This is a genomic window from Streptomyces sp. ATLC9, from assembly GCF_057196705.1.
Genome location: NZ_JBXUOY010000093.1, coordinates 1 through 17132, shown reverse-complemented (window position 1 = coordinate 17132; position 17132 = coordinate 1). Strand labels below are relative to the sequence as shown.

Genomic DNA, 17132 nt, shown 5'->3' with positions numbered 1-17132 from the left:
CCGCACCACCGGCGGCACCGGCCCGAGCGGTGCCGCCGGTGGTGCGGACTGGAGCCCCCCGGTGCGGCCGCCGTCGACCGGACCGGACCGGGGGGCCGGCTTCGTGCCCCCTGGGCTGCTACTCGTCGCCGAAGAGGTCCGCGTAGGCGGCCAGGGCGAGAGCGGCGTCCGCCTGGGCCCAGAAGCGGTGGTAGGTGAACGTCGGCGCCTCGCCGCCGTTCAGGTAGCTCTCCACCTTGTTGAACTGCGGGTCGTCCTCGTAGAAGGAGCGGATCGACAGGAAGGTCGAGTCGGAGTCGATCCTGTCTCCGTTGGGCATGGTGCCGGTCCAGCCCTCGGGGACGTACACCGGGTTCTCGAACCGCTCGAAGTCGGCCCGGGTCTCCTCCACCGCGATGCCCATGGCGTCCTGGTGGTGGTCCCACATGGCGTCCATCAGCGCCTTGGCGGTGGTCCTGGCCTCCTCGTCGCCGGACTTGGCGGCGTAGTACATCAGGGTCTTGGCCAGGGCCGCGGTGACGCCGACGTCGGTGGAGTAGTCGCGGACCGTCACGTGCAGGTCCGAGTTGTCACCGGGGTTGGAGGGGTTCCAGGTGTCGGGCTTGCCCGACCACTGGAGGGTGGAGGGGATCTGGTAGTTGCCGCCGGGGTTGACGGTCACCTCGGACAGGACCCACGGGACCCACTTGTCCAGGACCTCCTTGGCCGTGGCGTTGCCGGTCTCGTGGTAGAGCTCGGCGACGCGCTCCATCGACCATGCCTGCATGCCGAACCACTGGTTGGACGGCGGGTCGTGGTAGACGGGCTTCTCGTCGTAGAACATGCCGTAGAAGGTCGGGGTGCCGGCCGGCGGGGTGCCGTAGTCGCCCTCCCAGCTGTTGGTCGCGCCGCCGGCGATGCCGCCCTCGTCGGACTGCAGCCAGCGGTAGAACTCGACCTGGCGCTGGAGGCTCTTCTCCCAGTCCGACACCGCGGTGGAGCCCCTGGGCCTCAGCTCCGGGACGGTGGTCAGGGCGTGGGCGGTCATCGGGTTCTGGTAGCCGAAGTGGTTGTGGCTGCTGCCGATCCGCCAGGCCCAGCCGGCGCTGGTGTCGGTGGCGCCGCCCCAGGCGTAGTACCAGGACAGCAGGTAGTGCGCGCTGTCCTTGCCGGTGCCGGCGGGGCAGGAGGTGGGACCGGTGCAGTCGCCGATCTTCTTGAAGTACTTGTCGAAGAAGGCGTAGCGCAGGTAGTCGCCCATCTTCGCGGCCTTGGTCAGCGTCGCGGAGATCTCGGACTTCCTGCCCTGCTCCTCGGCCCACGTCTCGGCCCAGTAGGCGGCCTGGATGGCGCGGGCGTCGGCGTCGGGGGCGTTGGTGAACTTCCACTGCTCGGCGTAGTTGTCGTCGTCCATGAACAGGTCGAGGTACCCGTTCTCACCGCCGAAGGTGAAGTCGTCGCAGGTGGGCTGCGGGACGGTCTCCCACACCGACTCCTGCGAGCCGCGCTGGAAGGTGTTGATGTACGACGGCGCGTCCGACTCCGGGCCGCCCTGGCAGACGCCGCCGGGCTCGTTGCCGTAGCCGTAGACGTTGTCCACGTCCTGCAGCCAGTGCATGCCGTAGATCTCGTCGGTGCCGTAGGCGCTGCGCAGTTCGGCCGCGATCGGGTCCCTGCCCACGGGGACGTTGCCGTCGATGGCCGACGGGTAGTCCTCCGGGGTCGGGTGCTCGGCCGCGTAGGTGGCGGGCCTGGAGGGGTCGTAGAAGCTGTTGGTCGGCTGGTCCTCCTTCGTGGGGATCATGTAGTCCTCCATGATCTGCCACGACTCGTTGAACGGGTCCCAGTCCTCGGTGACCTTGCCGTACATGGCCTGCAGCCAGATGAGGTAGCTGTACGCCTCGGAGGTCGTCTCGTGACCGTGGTCGGGGGCCTCGACCATCAGCGTCTCGACGGAGTGGTAGGGGATGCCCTCCGGCGAGAAGTACCCGTTGGCCGGGTCGAAGATCTTGTTGTAGAGCTGCAGGAAGCGGTCCTCGTACTCACCCCCGTCACCGGAGCCGGACAGCTGGGTGACCGTCACCTCGGCCGCGTCGTGGCCGGGTGCGCTGACGGTGAAGGTCGCAGCTCCGGTACCGGTCTCGTCGGCCGCGACGGTGACCTCCTGGGGGGTGTCCCAGTTGGAGGTCGTGAAGGTGAGCGAGGCGCCGTCGGCCACGGACAGCCCGGTGTTCCCGCTGGTGCGCTCCACCGTGGCGGCCACGGTCTCGGACGGCCGCTTGGAGAGCTTGACGGCGAACCGGGCGGTCTCCCCCTGGCGCACGCCGAGCTGGGCCGGGGTGACGACCACCGCGGGGCCCGCGGTGACCTGGACGCCGACGGGGGTGGACTCGCTCGACATGCCGTTGGAGTCGTGGGCGACGGCGTAGAGCGAGTAGTTGCCGGCCGGGACGTCCTCCCAGTCGAAGGAGTAGGGCGCCGTGGTGTCGGTGCCCAGCAGCTCGGTGTCGCTGTAGAACTCGACCTTCTCGATGGTGGCCCCGGACTCGGTGGCCCTCGCGGTGGCCGTCAGCCCGATGGTGGCGCCCGCGGAGAAGACCGCGCCCGCGCCGGGGCTGGTCAGGGTGGCGGTGGGGGCGGAGAGGTTGCCGCCGCAGCGGGTGCCGTTGACGGAGAAGGAGGTCGGGTCGGTGTTGGTGCCGCTGTAGCTGAAGTTGGCACCGGTGCTGACCGCGGCGCCGCCGGCGATGCGCGCGTTGAACGACGCGTTCCTGACGGTGACGTTCTGGCCCGACTGCGACCACTGGCCGTTCCAGCCCTGCTGGAGCCGCTGGTTGCCGCTGTAGCCGTAGGTCAGGGTCCAGCCGTCGATGGCCTCGGAGCCCCGGTTGGTGATGGTGATGTCGGCGGTGAAGCCCGACCCCCAGTCGTTCTTGCCGTAGTCGACGCTGCACTGGAGGGCCGCGGCCTGGGCCGTCCCGCTCAGGGCCGAGGTCAGACCCAGCGGGAGGGAGATCGCTACGGCCGCTGCCACCAGCAGCTTCCTGGTTCTGCCTCTGGGAGGCCTGGGCGGTACGCCCGTGACTGGTAACGCGCTCATGCGGGGGCTCTCTCCTCGCGGCTCGGGTGGGGAAGAACGGTGCCCGGGACTGTGCCTGGACCCTGTCCGGCAGGGGCGTGTGGAGGGACTGAAACCAGTGGGAGCGCTCCCAAGGTTCAAGGTGGACATGACACCTGTCAAGACTCCGAACAAGAAGACCCTGCCGCGGAAACCCGATCCGTCAATTACTGAACGCACTCTGGCCATAACCAGAAGTTGGCGCTACGTTCTCCTCCAACCAGTGGGAGCGCTTCCACAGTCGTGCGCCAGGGACGGCGCGTTCGACCGGCCAGGAGCCGCTTCATGCACCCCCCACCACGCCCCCGGGCGTTAACCGGCACCGCGGCACGCCTTCACGGCCACACCGGCCGGCTCACCCCTTCACGACACGCCCTGTCCTCCCCCGGCACCGATACCGGAGCACGCTCCGGGAGGCCGTGCCCGGAGACGGGAGCGGAGCGGAACCTCGCTCCGTGCCGCGACGGCGGTCGTTCCCCACCGCGGCGGAAGGCCCCTTCTGTCCGGGGCACTCACCTGTGACACGACCGCACCCCCAACGCGGAGCTGGGCTCCGTCGTCATCCGGAGAACACCGGAAGGAAGAGGAAGAGATCGCATGACAGGCACCAGAAAGCCGACGCGCGGGCGCCGGACGGCGCTGCTCGCCGCCGGTGCGCTGATAACCGGCGCACTCGGCGCGGGCGGCATGATGCAGGGGACCGCCATGGCGGCGCCCCTGTGCGACGTCGACTACAGGGTCACCAACGACTGGGGCAACGGCTTCACCGCCTCGGTCACCGTGACCAACAACGCCGCCTCCGCCGTGAACAACTGGAAGGTGGAGTGGGACTACGCGGGCAGCCAGAGGGCCGGGTCCGGCTGGAACGCCACCGTGTCCCAGAGCGGTGCGCACGTGACCGCCACCGCCCCCTCGTGGAACTCCACCCTGTCCCCGGGCGGTTCCGCGAACTTCGGTTTCAACGGGACCTACTCCGGCTCGAACCCCGCTCCCACCGAGTTCAAGCTGAACGGCACCACCTGCAACGTGGACGACCCGGGCGACCCGGGCGACCCGACCGACCCGCCTGGTGACCGCGTCGACAACCCGTACGCGGGCGCCCAGCTCTACGTGAACCCGGACTGGTCCGAGCAGGCCGCCGAGAGCGGTGGCGAGGCGATCGCCGACCAGCCGACCGCCGTGTGGCTGGACCGCATCTCCGCCATCGAGTCGGGCTCCGCCGGCGAGAACACCATGGGCCTGCGCGACCACCTCGACGCGGCCCTGGAGCAGGGCGCCGACGCGCTCCAGATGGTCACCTACAACCTGCCCGGCCGCGACTGCGCCGCGCTCGCCTCCCAGGGCGAACTCGGTCCGGACGAGATCGACCGGTACAAGGACGAGTTCATCGACCCGATCGCGGAGATCGTCGGCGACCCGAAGTACGCCGACCTGCGGATCATCAACGTCGTCGAGATCGACTCGCTGCCGAACCTGATCACCAACGTCAGCGGCCGGCCCACCGCCACCGCCAACTGTGACGAGATGCTGGCCAACGGCAACTACGTCGAGGGCGTCGGCTACGCCCTGGCCACGCTCGGCCAGTTCGACAACGTCTACAACTACATCGACATCGGCCACCACGGCTGGCTCGGCTGGGACAGCAACTTCACCCCGTCCGTCGAACTGCTCCACGAGGCCGCCAACACCGCGGGCGCCACGGTCGACGACGTCGCCGGCTTCGCCGCCAACGTCGCCAACTACGGCGCGCTCAAGGAGCCGCACTTCACCATCAACGACTCGGTGAACGGCACCTCGGTCCGCCAGTCCAAGTGGGTCGACTGGAACTTCTACGTGGACGAGCAGTCCTACGCCCAGGCGTTCCGCGAGGAGGCCGTCCGGGTTGGCTTCAACTCCGACGTCGGCGTGATCATCGACACCTCCCGCAACGGCTGGGGCGGCCCGAACCGGCCCAGCGCCCCCGCCGCCAAGACCAGCCTGGACGCGTTCGTCGACGGCAGCCGCATCGACCGGCGCATCCACACCGGCAACTGGTGCAACCAGGCCGGCGCCGGTCTCGGCGAGCGGCCGAAGGCGGCTCCCGCCTCCGGTATCGACGCCTACGCGTGGATCAAGCCCCCGGGGGAGTCCGACGGCGCCAGCGAGGACATCCCGAACGAGGAGGGCAAGAAGGCCGACGAGATGTGCAACCCCTCCTACGAGGGCAACCCGCGCAACAACAACCACATGTCGGGTGCCCTGCCCGACGCGCCGCTCTCGGGCCACTGGTTCCAGGACCAGTTCGAGGAGCTGCTGCGCAACGCCTACCCGCCGATCGACTGATCACCGGCTGATCGCTCAGCAGCGGTAGGACGGCTCGCAGGGGGGCCGGTCGGTACGCCGGCCGGCCCCTCCGCCGTGTCCGCGGTGCCGCAGCCTCCCGCGTGACCGGCCGGGGACCGTCGGGGAGGGTCAGGAGGAGGCGCGGCGGACCAGCTCCGTCGGCAGCACCCGGCTGGAGCGGTCGTCCCGGCCCGCCTTGCGGTCCTCGATCTGCTCCAGCAGCACCCGCGCCATCGACCGGCCCATCTCCTCCAGCGGCTGCCGCACGCTGGTCAGCGGCGGGTCCATGTGGCGTGCGACGGCCGAGTCGTCGAAGCCGACCAGCGCCACGTCCCCGGGCACCCGGCGGCCGGACTCGCGCAGCACGGCGCGGGCGCCCGCGGCCATCACGTCGGAGGCGCAGAAGACCGCGTCCAGGTCGGGCCGCCGCGACAGCAGCTCCCGCACGGCGCGGCGGCCGCCCTCCTCGGTGAAGTCGCCGACGGCCACCAGATACTCGTCCTCCTCCAGCCCCGCGGCGCGCAGCGCGTCGCGGTATCCCTGGAGGCGGCACTGGGCGACGTACATGTCCAGGGGCCCGGTGACGGTGGCCACCGCGCGCCGGCCGTGGCCGATCAGGTGCTCCACGGCGGCCTGGGCGCCGCCGGTGTTGTCGCAGTCCACGTACGGCACCGGGTCGTCGCCTCTGCGGCGGCCACTGAGGACGGCGGGCATCTCGATGCGTTCCAGCAGGTCGGGCAGGGGGTCGTCGGCGTGCACGGACACCAGCAGCACACCGTCCACCCGGTGTGCGGTGACGTACTGGGCGAAGCGGTCGCGTTCCCTGGGGTTGCGGATCAGGGTCAGCAGCAACTGCATGTCGGTGTCGGCGAGTTCGGCGCTGACGCCGCGGATGATGCCGGAGAAGTAGGGCTCGGCGAACAGCCTGGTCTCGGCCTCGGGGATGACCAGCGCGATCGCGTCGGTGCTGCCCGCGGCCAGTGCCCGGGCCGCCCGGTTGGGCACGTAGCCCAGTTCGGCGATCGCCTGCTGGACGGAGGTGCGCGTCTGGTCGCTGACGTTGGCGGCGCCGTTGATCACTCGGGAGACGGTGCCGCGGCCCACCCCCGCGTAGGCGGCGACCTGTTCCAGAGTGGGCCGCTGGCCCCGCCTTCCGCTCACTGTCATGACCGCCTCCCCAGCGTGTACGGGCTCGACCGCAAGGGCCGGCCGGCCCTTGCACCAGTATCGATCAGCCACCGAAGCTAACAGCCGGATAACTGCGCCGGGTCAGAGTGTTCATTCCCTTGACACCTGCGCCAGGGAACCGCGACTCTTCAACCCATCACGTCTGGGAGCGCTCCCAAAGGACTTGACCCATACAGAACCCGCACGTTCCCACCCGAGCCGCAGCACCATCCGTCATTGCGGTCCCCACACCCTTCGACGGCCGGGAGTGAAACGTCAGGGCGCAAGGAGGACGCAGTGCGCAAGACCCGCACCACCCGCCGGGCCGTGGCCGTCATGGCCGCCGCGGCCATCGGCACGAGCCTGCTCGCCGGCTGCGCGAGCGACGACGACTCGGACAGCAACGCCGGGGGAACCGACAGCGAGGGCAAGACCGTCATCACCGTCGGCCTCTTCGGAACCTTCGGCTTCAAGGAGGCTGGGCTGTACGAGGAGTACGAGAAGCTCAACCCGAAGGTCAGGATCGAGCAGACCGTCGTCGAGCGGAACGAGAACTACTACCCTCAGCTGCTCACCCGCCTCGCCAGCAACAGCGGTCTCGCCGACGTCCAGGGCATCGAGGTGGCGAACATCGCCGAGGTCGTCCAGACCCAGGCGGACAAGTTCGTCGACCTGTCCGAGGCCGGCGGGGTCTCCGCGGACGACTACTTCGACTGGAAGTGGAACCAGGCCACCACCGAGGACGGCAAGACCATCGGCCTGGGCACCGACATCGGCCCGATGGCCATCTGCTACCGCAAGGACCACTTCGAGGCCGCCGGTCTGCCCACCGACCGCGACGAGGTCGGGAAGCTGTGGCAGGGCGACTGGCAGAAGTACCTCGACACCGGCAAGGAGTTCATGGACAGCGCCCCCGAGGGCGTCAAGTGGGTCGACTCCGCCAGCGGCCTGTACAACGCGGCCATCTCCTCCAGCGCCACCCGCTACTACGACGAGCAGGGCGAGGTCGTCTACAAGACCAACCCCGACGTCAAGGAGGCCTGGGACGTCGCCGCGGAGGCCGCCTCCGAGGACATGACCGACAAGCACGAGCTGTTCACGGACTCGTGGAACAAGGCCATGAACAACGGCACCTTCGCCACGCTCTCCTGCCCCGCCTGGATGCTCGGCTACATCCAGGACAAGGGCGGCGACAAGGCCGAGGGCAAGTGGGACGTCGCTCCCGCCCCCAAGGCCGGCAACTGGGGCGGCTCCTTCCTCGGTGTGCCCGAGAGCGGCAAGAACAAGGAGGAGGCGATCAAGCTCGCCGCCTGGCTGACCGCTCCCACCCAGCAGGCCAAGCTCTTCGCCGAGCGCGGCAGCTTCCCCAGCGCCCCGAAGTCGTACGAGACCCCCGAGGTCGCCGAGGCCACGCACGAGTACTTCTCGAACGCGCCCATCGGTGAGATCTTCTCCAAGGCGGCCGAGGGCATCCCGACCCAGGTGATCGGCCCGAAGGACCAGGTCATCCAGGAGAACCTCACCCGCAGCGGCCTCCTGCAGATGGAGCGCAGCGGTCTGTCCTCCGACAAGGCATGGGAAGAGGCCACCAAGGCAGTCGACAACGCCCTGGACGAGTGATCGACAAGTGACCACTACCGGTTCGCCGGTGTCCGCGCCCCCCGTCAAGCAGGGGGGCGCGGCCCCGCGCCACAAACATGTCTCCTCCCGCGAGGACCGGCGGCGGGAACGCCGCAGCCGCTGGTACCAGCGGGACGTGAAGTGGAGCCCGTACGGCTTCGTCGCTCCGTTCTTCCTCTTCTTCGGCGCCTTCAGCCTCTTCCCGCTGCTCTACACGGGCTGGGCCTCGCTGCACAAGGTGTCGCTGACGGCCCCCACCGACATGGAGTGGGCCGGGCTGCACAACTTCACGCGGCTGCTGGAGGACGAGTTCTTCTGGAACGCCCTGCGCAACACCTTCAGCATCGGGATCATCTCCACCGTGCCCCAGCTGCTGATCGCGCTCGGGCTGGCCCACCTGCTGAACTACAAGCTGCGCGGCGCCACCTTCTACCGCGTGGCCATGCTGGCCCCCTACGCCACCTCGGTGGCTGCGGCGACCCTCGTCTTCGTGGTGCTCTTCGGCCGTGACTACGGCATGATCAACTGGTTCCTGGGGTTCGTCGGGCTCGACCCCGTGAACTGGCAGGAGGGCATGACCTCCCACTTCGCGATCTCCGCGATCGTGATCTGGCGCTGGACGGGCTACAACACCCTCATCTACCTCGCCGCCATGCAGGCGGTGCCCAAGGACCTGTACGAGTCGGCGGCGCTGGACGGCGCCTCGCGCTGGCAGCAGTTCGTCCACGTCACCATCCCCGCGCTGCGGCCGACGATCCTGTTCACGATCGTCGTCTCGACGATCGGCGCGACACAGCTGTTCGGCGAGCCCCTGCTGTTCAACCCCGGCGGCGGCGCGAACGGCGGTCCGGCCCACCAGTACCAGACCCTGGGCCTCTACCTGTACGAGCAGGGCTGGGTCAACCTGCACCTGGGCCGGGCCTCGGCCATCGCCTGGATGATGTTCCTGATCCTGGTGCTGATCGCGCTGGTCAACTGGCTGATCTCGCGCGGCATGCAGAAGCGGGAGCTGGGCCGCAAGACCGCGAGGAGGCGCTCATGAGCGTGCTGGAGTCCGATCGCGCGACGTCCCCGCGGACGGCGCCCGAGCCCGGCGGCGCGGGCCACCGCACCGGTCGCGGGCGGGGACGGGCCGGCGGCGCCGGCGGCACGCTGCACGGCGGCAAGCTGACGTACGCGGTGCTGTTCCTCGTCACCGCGATCGCGCTCTTCCCGCTGTTCTGGACGGCCGTCGCCGCCTCCCGCAACAACACCCGGCTCGCGGAGATGCCCCCGCCCTTCTGGTTCGGCGGCAACCTCTTCAAGAACCTGGAGATCGCCTGGACCGACGCCAACATGGGTCTGGCGCTGCTCAACACCACCATCGTCGCCGGGTCCATCGCGGCCGGCACCGTGCTGTTCGGGACGATCGCCGGCTTCGCGTTCGCCAAGCTGCGGTTCCGCTTCCGGAACCTGCTGCTGATGCTGACGATCGGCACCATGATGGTGCCGCCGCAGCTCAGCGTGGTGCCGCTGTTCATGGCGATCGCGGAGCTCGAGTGGACCAACCAGCTCCAGGCCGTCATCCTGCCGACCTTCGTCAGCGCCTTCGGCGTGTTCTTCATGCGGCAGTACCTGCTGGAGGCGCTGCCGACCGAGCTGATCGAGGCCGCACGGGTGGACGGCGCGAGCAGTCTGCGCATCGTGTGGCACGTGGTCTTCCCCGCGGCCCGGCCCGCGATGGCCGTGCTCGGCATGCTGACCTTCGTGATGGCCTGGAACGACTTCTTCTGGCCGATCATCGCGCTGACCCAGCAGAACCCGACCGTCCAGGTCGCCCTGACCGGTCTGGGCCGGGGTTACATCCCCGACCAGTCGGTGATCATGGCCGGCGCGCTGCTGGGCACCCTGCCGCTGCTGCTGATCCTGACCGTCTTCGGCAAGCAGATCGTCGGCGGCATCATGCAGGGGGCGGTCAAGGGCTGACCTCCGGCCCGTCCCCCGCCACCCACCCCCTCACGCCATCCCTTTCCGCGCAATCTTCGATGGGAGCGCTCCCATATGAGCCAGTCCTCCTTCCCCGCCGACTTCCTGTTCGGCTCGGCCACCTCCGCCTACCAGATCGAGGGGGCCGCGGCCGAGGACGGCCGCACCCCCTCCATCTGGGACACCTTCTGCCGCACCCCCGGCAAGGTGCTCGGGGGCGACACCGGCGACGTCGCCGTGGACCACTACCACCGCTGGCGCGACGACGTACAGCTCATGGCGGACCTCAACCTCAACGCCTACCGGTTCTCCATCTCCTGGTCCCGTGTCCAGCCCACCGGCCGCGGTCCCGCGGTCCAGCGCGGCCTGGACTTCTACCGCTCGCTGGTCGACGAGCTGCTGGCCAAGGGCATCACCCCCTGGATCACGCTGTACCACTGGGACCTGCCGCAGGAGCTGGAGGACGCCGGCGGCTGGCCGGAGCGCGCCACCGCCGAGCGGTTCGCCGAGTACGCCTCCCTGGTCGCCGGCGCGCTCGGCGACCGCGTGGAGCGCTGGACCACCCTCAACGAGCCCTGGTGCTCGGCCTACCTCGGCTACGGCTCGGGCGTCCACGCCCCCGGCCGCACCGACCACGCCGACGTGCTGCGCGCCGCCCACCACCTCAACCTCGCCCACGGGCTGGGCACCCAGGCACTGCGCGCCGCCCTCCCCGGCCGCGCGCAGATCGGCGTCAGCATCAACCCGGCCGCCGTCCGGGCCCTCACCGACGACCCCGACGACCTGGACGCCAGGCGGCGCATCGACGCCCTGGCCAACCGGATCTTCGACGGTCCGATGCTGCGCGGGGTGTACGACGAGGACCTGATCCAGGACACCTCGCGCCTGACGGACTGGAGCTTCGTCAAGGACGGCGACCTGGCCGACATCCACCAGCCGCTGGACGCGCTGGGCATCAACTACTACACGCCCACCCTGGTCTCGGCCTCCGCCGACCAGAAGCTGCCGCGCCGGGACGGGCACGGCGGCGGCGAGCAGTCGCCCTGGCCGGCCGCGGAGGACATCGCCTTCCACCAGACCCCGGGCGAGACCACCGACATGGGCTGGACGATCGACCCCACCGGTCTGCACGACCTGCTCATGCACTACCACCGCGAGACCGGCGGCATCCCGCTCTACATCACCGAGAACGGCATGGCCTGCGACGACAAGCCGTCCCCCGAGGGCACCGTCCACGACCCCGACCGCATCGCCTATCTCCGCGGCCACCTGGACACCGTCCGGCGGGCGGTCGCCGACGGAGCCGACGTGCGCGGCTACTTCCTGTGGTCCCTGCTGGACAACTTCGAGTGGGCGTACGGCTACAGCAAGCGGTTCGGCACGGTGTACGTGGACTTCGACTCCCTGGCGCGCATCCCCAAGTCCAGCGCCCGGTGGTACGCCGAGGTGGCCCGGACCGGCGAGCTGCCCGCGTCCGAGGCGCTGGACACCGTGGGGGACCCGGTGGCCGACTGAGGCGCCCGGCGGCCGGGTGGCCCGACCGGAGGGCCTGACCGGGCGGACGGAACGCACCGGCCGGAACGGGCGGGGCGCAGCGGGCGTGGGGGGTGGAGTCCGCTGCGCCCCGCCTGTCGTGGGGAGTGGCTGGTTCTTACGGGCCGGCGCGGGCCGGCGGGACCGGGCCCAAAGGGTCAGCGGGACGGCGGCGCGGCGCTCTCCCGCACTCCGTCCGCACCGGCGGCCGGGGCGGTGGACGCGGTGGCGGGCGGCGCGGGGGCCGGCTCCGCCGTCGCCGTGCCGGCCAGGACCAGTCCGCCGGCCGCCACGATCGCCGCCACGGCCGCGTCGGCGATCGGCTGCCGCCGCCCGCCCGGGCGGCACCACTGTGCGGCGATGTTCCTCATCCCACTCCTGCCTCGGTCCGCGGGGAACATGGACAGTGAGCACGCTAGCGGGGCCGATTCCGGCGAACCGCCCTTTCCGGGCGGGCGGCCGGGAACTTATGACTCCCTTAAGGCCGGTCTACGGGCCCGCTGAGGAATCACCACTTTCGGCGCACACCCCGTCGCACTCTGTGTCCGCGCCGGCGGTTCGGCCCGCCGGCGGACCCCGTGTCCGAGGACAGCAGGAGCCGCACCTCCGTACCGCCGAGCACCGAGCGTCCGATCCGCACGTCCCCGCCGGTGGACTCCGCCACCCGCCGCACGATGTCCAGGCCCAGGCCCGTGGATCCGGGCCCGCCGTCGCCGTGGCCGCGGCGCAGCGCCGCGTCGGGGTCCTCGATGCCGGGCCCCGCGTCGGAGACCAGTACGATCACCGAGCCTCCGGAGGCCGGGCGGTGGACGTCCACGGCGAAGGCGGTGCCCTCCGGGGTGTGGCGGAAGACGTTGCCGAGCAACGCGTCGAGGGCCGCGGCGAGGTCGGCGCGGGCCACGGGGACGCGCACCGGCTCCCCGACCCCCGCCAGCTCCGCCTCACGGCCCTCGTCCTCGGCGAGCGCGGACCAGAAGTCCATCCGCTCCCGGATCACCTCACAGGCGTCGCAGAAGGCGCCGCGGCCCGGCGCGTCCGGCGGCTGGGTCCGCTGCTCACGCGCGGTGCGGATGATGTGGTCCACCTCCCGCTCCAGCTGCGCCACGGCCGCACGCGTCTGCTCGGCGGCGTCGCCGCCGCCGAGCGAGGCGGTGTTGAGGCGGAGCACGGTCAGGGGGGTGCGCAGCCGGTGGGAGAGGTCGGCGGCCAGTTCCCTCTCATTGGCCAGCAGTTGGGCGACCTGATCGGCCATGGAGTTGAACGCGGCGGCCGCCAGGCGCAGTTCGGCGGGCCCCTCCACCGGGATCCGCACCGCCAGCCGTCCCCTGCCCAGCTCCTTCGCGGCCCCGGCCAGCCGTTCCGCGGCGCCCACCATGCGGGTGCCCAGCCGGTCGGCGATGACGACGGAGGCGACGACGAGCGCGAGGCCGGTGCCGGCCAGGACGAGCCAGGCGGTGGTGACGCCGCCCGTGATCTCCCCCTCGGGCACGAACACCTCCACGACGGCCGACCGTTCGGTGGTGACGGGCTGGAGCAGCACGAAGCCGCCCTCGACGGGCAGGACGGCGGCCCCCTCCAGCGGAGCCGTGGCCCTCAGCCTCTCCTCGTCCAGGCGGCGTTCGCCGATCTCGGCACTCCCGTCCTCCCGGCCCGGGGGCGCGTACACGGCGATCCGCCCGGCGGCCCGTGCCGGCATGCTGGCCAGCCCGCGCTGGAGCGGGTCCCGGTCGCCGCCGGTGGCGGCGAGCAGGTGGGTGACGGAGGCGGCCAGCCGCTCGGCGCCCGTGAAGGCCCGGTCGCGGGCCATCTCCTTGACCACGAGGGCCAGAGGCACGGCGAAGGCCACCACGACCATCGCGGTCACGGCGACGCACACCTTGACCAGCGCCCGTCTCATGGGCTTCTCCCCCCTCTCCCCGCCGTCCCGGCCCGTCCCCCCGGCTTCCCCGGCGCCGCGCGGCCGGGCTCACCCCCGCGGGGGCTCCAGTTTGACGCCCACCCCGCGCAGTGTGTGCAGATAGCGGGGGCTGGCCGCGGTCTCGCCCAGCTTCCTGCGGAGCCAGGAGAGATGGACGTCGATGGTCTGGTCGTCGCCGTAGCTCTGCTGCCAGACCTCCGCCAGCAACTCCCTGCGCGGCACGACGACCCCGGGGCGCTGTGCGAGGAAGGCCAGCAGGTCGAACTCCCGGCGGGTCAGGTCCAGCGCCCGTCCGTCGAGTTCGGCCTGCCGCCGCAGCGGGTCGACGACCAGCCCGCCGGCCCGTATCTCCCGGTCCGCGCCCGCCCCGGCGCCCGCGCCCGTTCCGGCGCGGCGCAGCACGGCGGCCATCCGGGCGGACAGGTGCTCCACGGAGAACGGCTTGACCAGGTAGTCGTCGGCGCCGTCGTTGAGCAGCCGGACGATCTCCGCCTCGTCGTCCCGCGCGGTGGCGATGATCACGGGTACCTGGGTGATGCCCCGCAGCATCTTCAGCGCCTCGGCCCCGTCGAGGTCGGGCAGCCCGAGGTCGAGTATCACCACGTCGAACCCGAGGTGCGCCACCTCCCGCAGCGCCTCCAGGGCCGTCCCGACGCTGCGCACGGTGTGGGATGCCTCCGTCAGGTGCCGGATCAGGGCGGAGCGTACGAACTGGTCGTCCTCGACGACGAGTACACGTGCCATGTACGGCACGTTACGGCATGCGCGTACACGTCAAGCAGACGCCGGACGGAGCGATCTGGGCGCGGACGCGCGGGAGAGCCGCACCGGGCGGCACTAGAGTGCGCGGGATGCGACGAGGACTGGTTCACGCGGGCGCGTGGGTGCTGGCCACCGGGTCGGCGGTGGCCCTGTCCTGGTTCGGCGTGCGCACCGTGGTGTCACAGGCCGCGTACGACCTGCCGCGGATGCCGCCGATCACCTGGGACACCCCGGCGCCGTCCGCCTCGCCCGGCGGCCCCGAGCCGGAGACCGCCTCCACCCGGCGGCCCAGGTCGTCCGCGGCCGCCCGCTCCCCCGGGGCGTCCGGGCCCTCGGTCTCGCGCGGATCCGCCGGGACCCGCCGGGACGCCGGACCCGGCGGGGGCACTCCGCGCGCGGGCAGGACGTCCGGGAGCGTGGAGAGCCGCGAGGTGCGCGGCGGACGGGTCGCCTTCGACCTGGGCCGGGACTCGGCCGACCTCGTCTCCGCGTCTCCCGGTCCCGGCTGGGAGATGCGGGTGTGGCGGGGGAGCGGGTGGATACGGGTCACCTTCACCCGGGGCGAGGAGGCGTCGTCGGTCTTCTGCGTCTGGGACGGCTCTCCGCCCAGGGTGACGGTCGACGAGCACGGGGGCTGACGGTCCGGGGCCGCCGGGCGCGGCGGCCGGTTCAGCGCCGCTGGAAGACCCGCGCGGGCGGCTGCGGCGAGGGGGTGGCGGTGGCGTCCGTGACGGGGGCCGCGCCCCCGGTGAAGTCGGCCAGCGCGCGACCGTGTTCGACCCGGCCGGGGTGCGGGTCGCCCGCCGCGCGCCGGGTGAGCCCGGCGACGGGCAGCGTCCGGTCGGAGGCGGCCAGGACGGCGTTGCCGAAGCGCCGTCCGCGCAGCACGGCCGGGTCCGCCGTCAGGCACAGCTCGGGGAAGACGGCGGCGGCGGTGGCGACCTGTGCGCGCAGATGGGCCAGCGGCGGCCCGTCGGCGAGGTTGGCGGCGTAGAGCCCGCCGGGGCTCAGCACCCGCCGGACCTCGTCCAGGAACTCGGAACTGGTCAGATGGGCGGGGGTGCGGGCGCCACCGAAGACGTCCGCGACGATCAGATCGGCCCCGTCCTCGGGCAGCCTGGCGAGCCCGGCGCGGGCGTCCCCGCCGCGCACCCGTATCCGCCAGGCGTTCTCCAGCGGCAGCTCGCGGCGGACCAGGGCGGTCAGCGCGGCGTCCGCCTCGAAGACCTGCTGGGTGGAGCGCGGCCGGGTGGCGGCGGTGTAACGGGCGAGGGTGAGCCCGCCGCCGCCGAGGTGCACCGCCCGCAGCGGCCGCCCGGGCGGCGCGGCCAGGTCGATCAGATGGCCGATCCTGCGCTGGTACCCGAATTCCAGGTACGTCGGGTCGTCGAGGTCCACGTGGGACTGCGGCGCGCCTTCGAGCAGCAGCGTCCAGGCGCGCGGCCGGTCCGGGTCCGGCAGGAGCCGGGCCAGTCCGCCGTCGACCGGCTCGCTCACCGGCTCCCTGGTCCGCCTGCCGCCCTCGCGTCGCCGTCCGTTCCTCGCCACACGGTCCAGTATCACCCGTACGGCCCATCCTCGCCCCGCGGGACCGCGTCCGCCCCCTCAGGCGCGGCCCTCGGCGGCGGCGATCGTACGGGCCGCCTCGCTCAGCGCGGCGCGCAGCCGCGCCGGCTCGGTGGTCGCCGCCTGCGCGCTCTCCGGGGGCACCAGCCACCCGGTGCCCGCCACCGGCGGGTCGGCGGGCCGGCCGGAGCGGCGGTGGGCCGGGACGCAGACGCTGTCCGGCAGGTCCCAGCCGTCCGCGGTGCCGGGCGGTACCAGGAAGCCGAGGGTGCCGCCCGCGTCGTCGTGCAGCACCGGGCCCACGCTCTCGCGCAGGCGCAGGATGTCGACGGCCTCCAGTCCGTGCCGCGCGGGCACGGTCACCAGTTCGCAGGGCTCGTCCGGCACTCCGGCGGGCGGCGGGCCGCCGGTCTCGCAGCCGGTGTCCAGCACGGGGGAACCTCCTCCTGGGTCGTTCTCCGCGTTCGCTAACACGAGGCTCAACGACCCGGTCTGTCAACCGCTACGGCGCAATGCCGCCGCAAAGGATGGCAGTTGATGGCAGATCACGTGTTGGATATCCCGTTTGTCGGCATAACATCTCGTATATTCCAGGAGGCGGCCGGTACGGTCCCGGCCATGGCGTCGTCACCGTCACCCTCAGCGCCGGCGGGTCCGGGCCGCCAGCCCAATCTCGCCTTCCGGCGGTTGCGCGGGCGGCTCTCGCCCGGGGAGTTCGCGGCGGTCGTCCGCAGGGCGGCCCGGGAGATAGGCGAGAACGTCTCCTGTGACGCCCGGTACGTCGGGCGGGTGGAGGCCGGGGAGATCCGCTGCCCCAACTACGCCTACGAGCGGGTGTTCCTGCACATGTACCCGGGGTGCTCGCTCACCGATCTGGGCTTCGAGCCCCGTCAGACGGTTCGCGGGCGCACCGCGCGCGGGCGGGGGGCGTACGACGCCGCGGGCGCACCTCGGGACGCCCGTACACGCCCGGACTCCACCCGCTCGGAGCCGCTCTGCCCGATCCGCGATCCGAGCCACGTCCCGAACGATCGCCCGACCGACGAGGAGAACGCCGTGCTGCGTCGCGCGTTCATGACCGGCGGCCCGGCCGCCGTGGCGGCGGTGTCCCTGGACCCCCTGGACCCCCTGGCCCACCCGGCCGCCGGCGCGGCCGAGGCCGCCGCCCGAAGCCGCCGGCCC

The 17132-nt window shown here is 71.8% G+C and carries 13 protein-coding genes and 1 pseudogene; 7 read left to right on the top strand and 7 right to left on the bottom strand.

Annotated features, from left to right (window positions below; translation table 11 throughout):
- Positions 1–118: 118 nt before the first annotated feature.
- Positions 119–3079 carry a glycoside hydrolase family 48 protein gene (locus AC2CJA_RS12580; protein ID WP_484602767.1) on the bottom strand — a complete coding sequence of 987 codons (2961 nt, stop codon included), beginning with the start codon at positions 3077–3079 and terminating at the stop codon, positions 119–121.
- Positions 3080–3694: 615 nt separating this feature from the next.
- Here AC2CJA_RS12580 and AC2CJA_RS12575 point away from each other — a divergent pair.
- The gene (locus AC2CJA_RS12575) at positions 3695–5419 is read left to right on the top strand and encodes a glycoside hydrolase family 6 protein (protein ID WP_484602766.1); all 1725 of its coding nucleotides are present in this window, start codon (positions 3695–3697) and stop codon (positions 5417–5419) included.
- Between the two features lie 129 nt (positions 5420–5548).
- Here the strand turns inward: AC2CJA_RS12575 and AC2CJA_RS12570 are convergent, their stop codons facing one another.
- The gene (locus tag AC2CJA_RS12570; RefSeq protein WP_484602765.1) at positions 5549–6586 is read right to left on the bottom strand and encodes a LacI family DNA-binding transcriptional regulator; all 1038 of its coding nucleotides are present in this window, start codon (positions 6584–6586) and stop codon (positions 5549–5551) included.
- Positions 6587–6922: 336 nt separating this feature from the next.
- On the opposite strand from AC2CJA_RS12570, the gene AC2CJA_RS12565 reads away from it, so the two are divergent.
- The 4 genes from AC2CJA_RS12565 (at position 6923) to AC2CJA_RS12550 (ending at position 11686) form a co-directional block, all read left to right on the top strand.
- Positions 6923–8206 carry an ABC transporter substrate-binding protein gene (locus AC2CJA_RS12565; protein ID WP_484602768.1) on the top strand — a complete coding sequence of 428 codons (1284 nt, stop codon included), beginning with the start codon at positions 6923–6925 and terminating at the stop codon, positions 8204–8206.
- Between the two features lie 7 nt (positions 8207–8213).
- Complete coding sequence (locus AC2CJA_RS12560; RefSeq protein ID WP_484602764.1) at positions 8214–9248, top strand: carbohydrate ABC transporter permease; 1035 nt, start codon at positions 8214–8216, stop codon at positions 9246–9248.
- Positions 9245–10171, top strand: coding sequence for a carbohydrate ABC transporter permease (locus tag AC2CJA_RS12555; protein WP_484602763.1), 927 nt, complete (start codon positions 9245–9247; stop codon positions 10169–10171). The genes AC2CJA_RS12560 and AC2CJA_RS12555 overlap by 4 nt, the downstream gene beginning before the upstream one ends.
- 75 nt (positions 10172–10246) lie before the next feature.
- Positions 10247–11686, top strand: a complete 1440-nt coding sequence (locus AC2CJA_RS12550; RefSeq protein ID WP_484602762.1) for a GH1 family beta-glucosidase — start codon at positions 10247–10249, stop codon at positions 11684–11686.
- 176 nt (positions 11687–11862) lie between these two features.
- Here AC2CJA_RS12550 and AC2CJA_RS12545 read toward each other — a convergent pair whose 3' ends face one another.
- From AC2CJA_RS12545 to AC2CJA_RS12535, 3 genes are all read right to left on the bottom strand, one after another.
- Positions 11863–12075 (bottom strand): hypothetical protein, encoded by a 213-nt coding sequence (locus tag AC2CJA_RS12545; protein WP_484602761.1) that lies wholly within the window; start codon positions 12073–12075, stop codon positions 11863–11865.
- Positions 12076–12212: 137 nt separating this feature from the next.
- Entirely contained in the window at positions 12213–13601 is a 1389-nt protein-coding gene (locus AC2CJA_RS12540; protein WP_484602760.1) for a HAMP domain-containing sensor histidine kinase, read from the bottom strand.
- A 69-nt stretch (positions 13602–13670) separates the two neighbouring features.
- A complete protein-coding gene (locus AC2CJA_RS12535) occupies positions 13671–14366 on the bottom strand; it encodes a response regulator transcription factor (protein WP_484602759.1) in 696 nt (231 codons plus the stop codon).
- Positions 14367–14473: 107 nt separating this feature from the next.
- On the opposite strand from AC2CJA_RS12535, the gene AC2CJA_RS12530 reads away from it, so the two are divergent.
- Positions 14474–15022, top strand: coding sequence for a hypothetical protein (locus AC2CJA_RS12530; protein WP_484602758.1), 549 nt, complete (start codon positions 14474–14476; stop codon positions 15020–15022).
- Positions 15023–15053: 31 nt separating this feature from the next.
- Here AC2CJA_RS12530 and AC2CJA_RS12525 read toward each other — a convergent pair whose 3' ends face one another.
- Both AC2CJA_RS12525 and AC2CJA_RS12520 read right to left on the bottom strand, forming a co-directional pair.
- The gene (locus tag AC2CJA_RS12525) at positions 15054–15932 is read right to left on the bottom strand and encodes a spermidine synthase (RefSeq protein WP_484602757.1); all 879 of its coding nucleotides are present in this window, start codon (positions 15930–15932) and stop codon (positions 15054–15056) included.
- 57 nt (positions 15933–15989) lie between these two features.
- Positions 15990–16382 (bottom strand): hypothetical protein, encoded by a 393-nt coding sequence (locus AC2CJA_RS12520; protein ID WP_484602756.1) that lies wholly within the window; start codon positions 16380–16382, stop codon positions 15990–15992.
- A 186-nt stretch (positions 16383–16568) separates the two neighbouring features.
- Between AC2CJA_RS12520 and AC2CJA_RS12515 the strand changes: the two are divergent.
- Positions 16569–17132, top strand: a pseudogene (locus AC2CJA_RS12515) (tetratricopeptide repeat protein); the annotation flags it as partial.

Coding starts and splice junctions, on each gene's coding strand:
- AC2CJA_RS12545 (WP_484602761.1), bottom strand. CDS start 12,075: ATGAGGAACATCGCCGCACAGTGGTGCCGCCCGGGCGGGCGGCGGCAG.
- AC2CJA_RS12570 (WP_484602765.1), bottom strand. CDS start 6,586: ATGACAGTGAGCGGAAGGCGGGGCCAGCGGCCCACTCTGGAACAGGTC.
- AC2CJA_RS12535 (WP_484602759.1), bottom strand. CDS start 14,366: ATGGCACGTGTACTCGTCGTCGAGGACGACCAGTTCGTACGCTCCGCC.
- AC2CJA_RS12565 (WP_484602768.1), top strand. CDS start 6,923: ATGGCCGCCGCGGCCATCGGCACGAGCCTGCTCGCCGGCTGCGCGAGC.
- AC2CJA_RS12555 (WP_484602763.1), top strand. CDS start 9,245: ATGAGCGTGCTGGAGTCCGATCGCGCGACGTCCCCGCGGACGGCGCCC.
- AC2CJA_RS12540 (WP_484602760.1), bottom strand. CDS start 13,601: ATGAGACGGGCGCTGGTCAAGGTGTGCGTCGCCGTGACCGCGATGGTC.
- AC2CJA_RS12575 (WP_484602766.1), top strand. CDS start 3,695: ATGACAGGCACCAGAAAGCCGACGCGCGGGCGCCGGACGGCGCTGCTC.
- AC2CJA_RS12550 (WP_484602762.1), top strand. CDS start 10,247: ATGAGCCAGTCCTCCTTCCCCGCCGACTTCCTGTTCGGCTCGGCCACC.
- AC2CJA_RS12580 (WP_484602767.1), bottom strand. CDS start 3,079: ATGAGCGCGTTACCAGTCACGGGCGTACCGCCCAGGCCTCCCAGAGGC.
- AC2CJA_RS12530 (WP_484602758.1), top strand. CDS start 14,474: ATGCGACGAGGACTGGTTCACGCGGGCGCGTGGGTGCTGGCCACCGGG.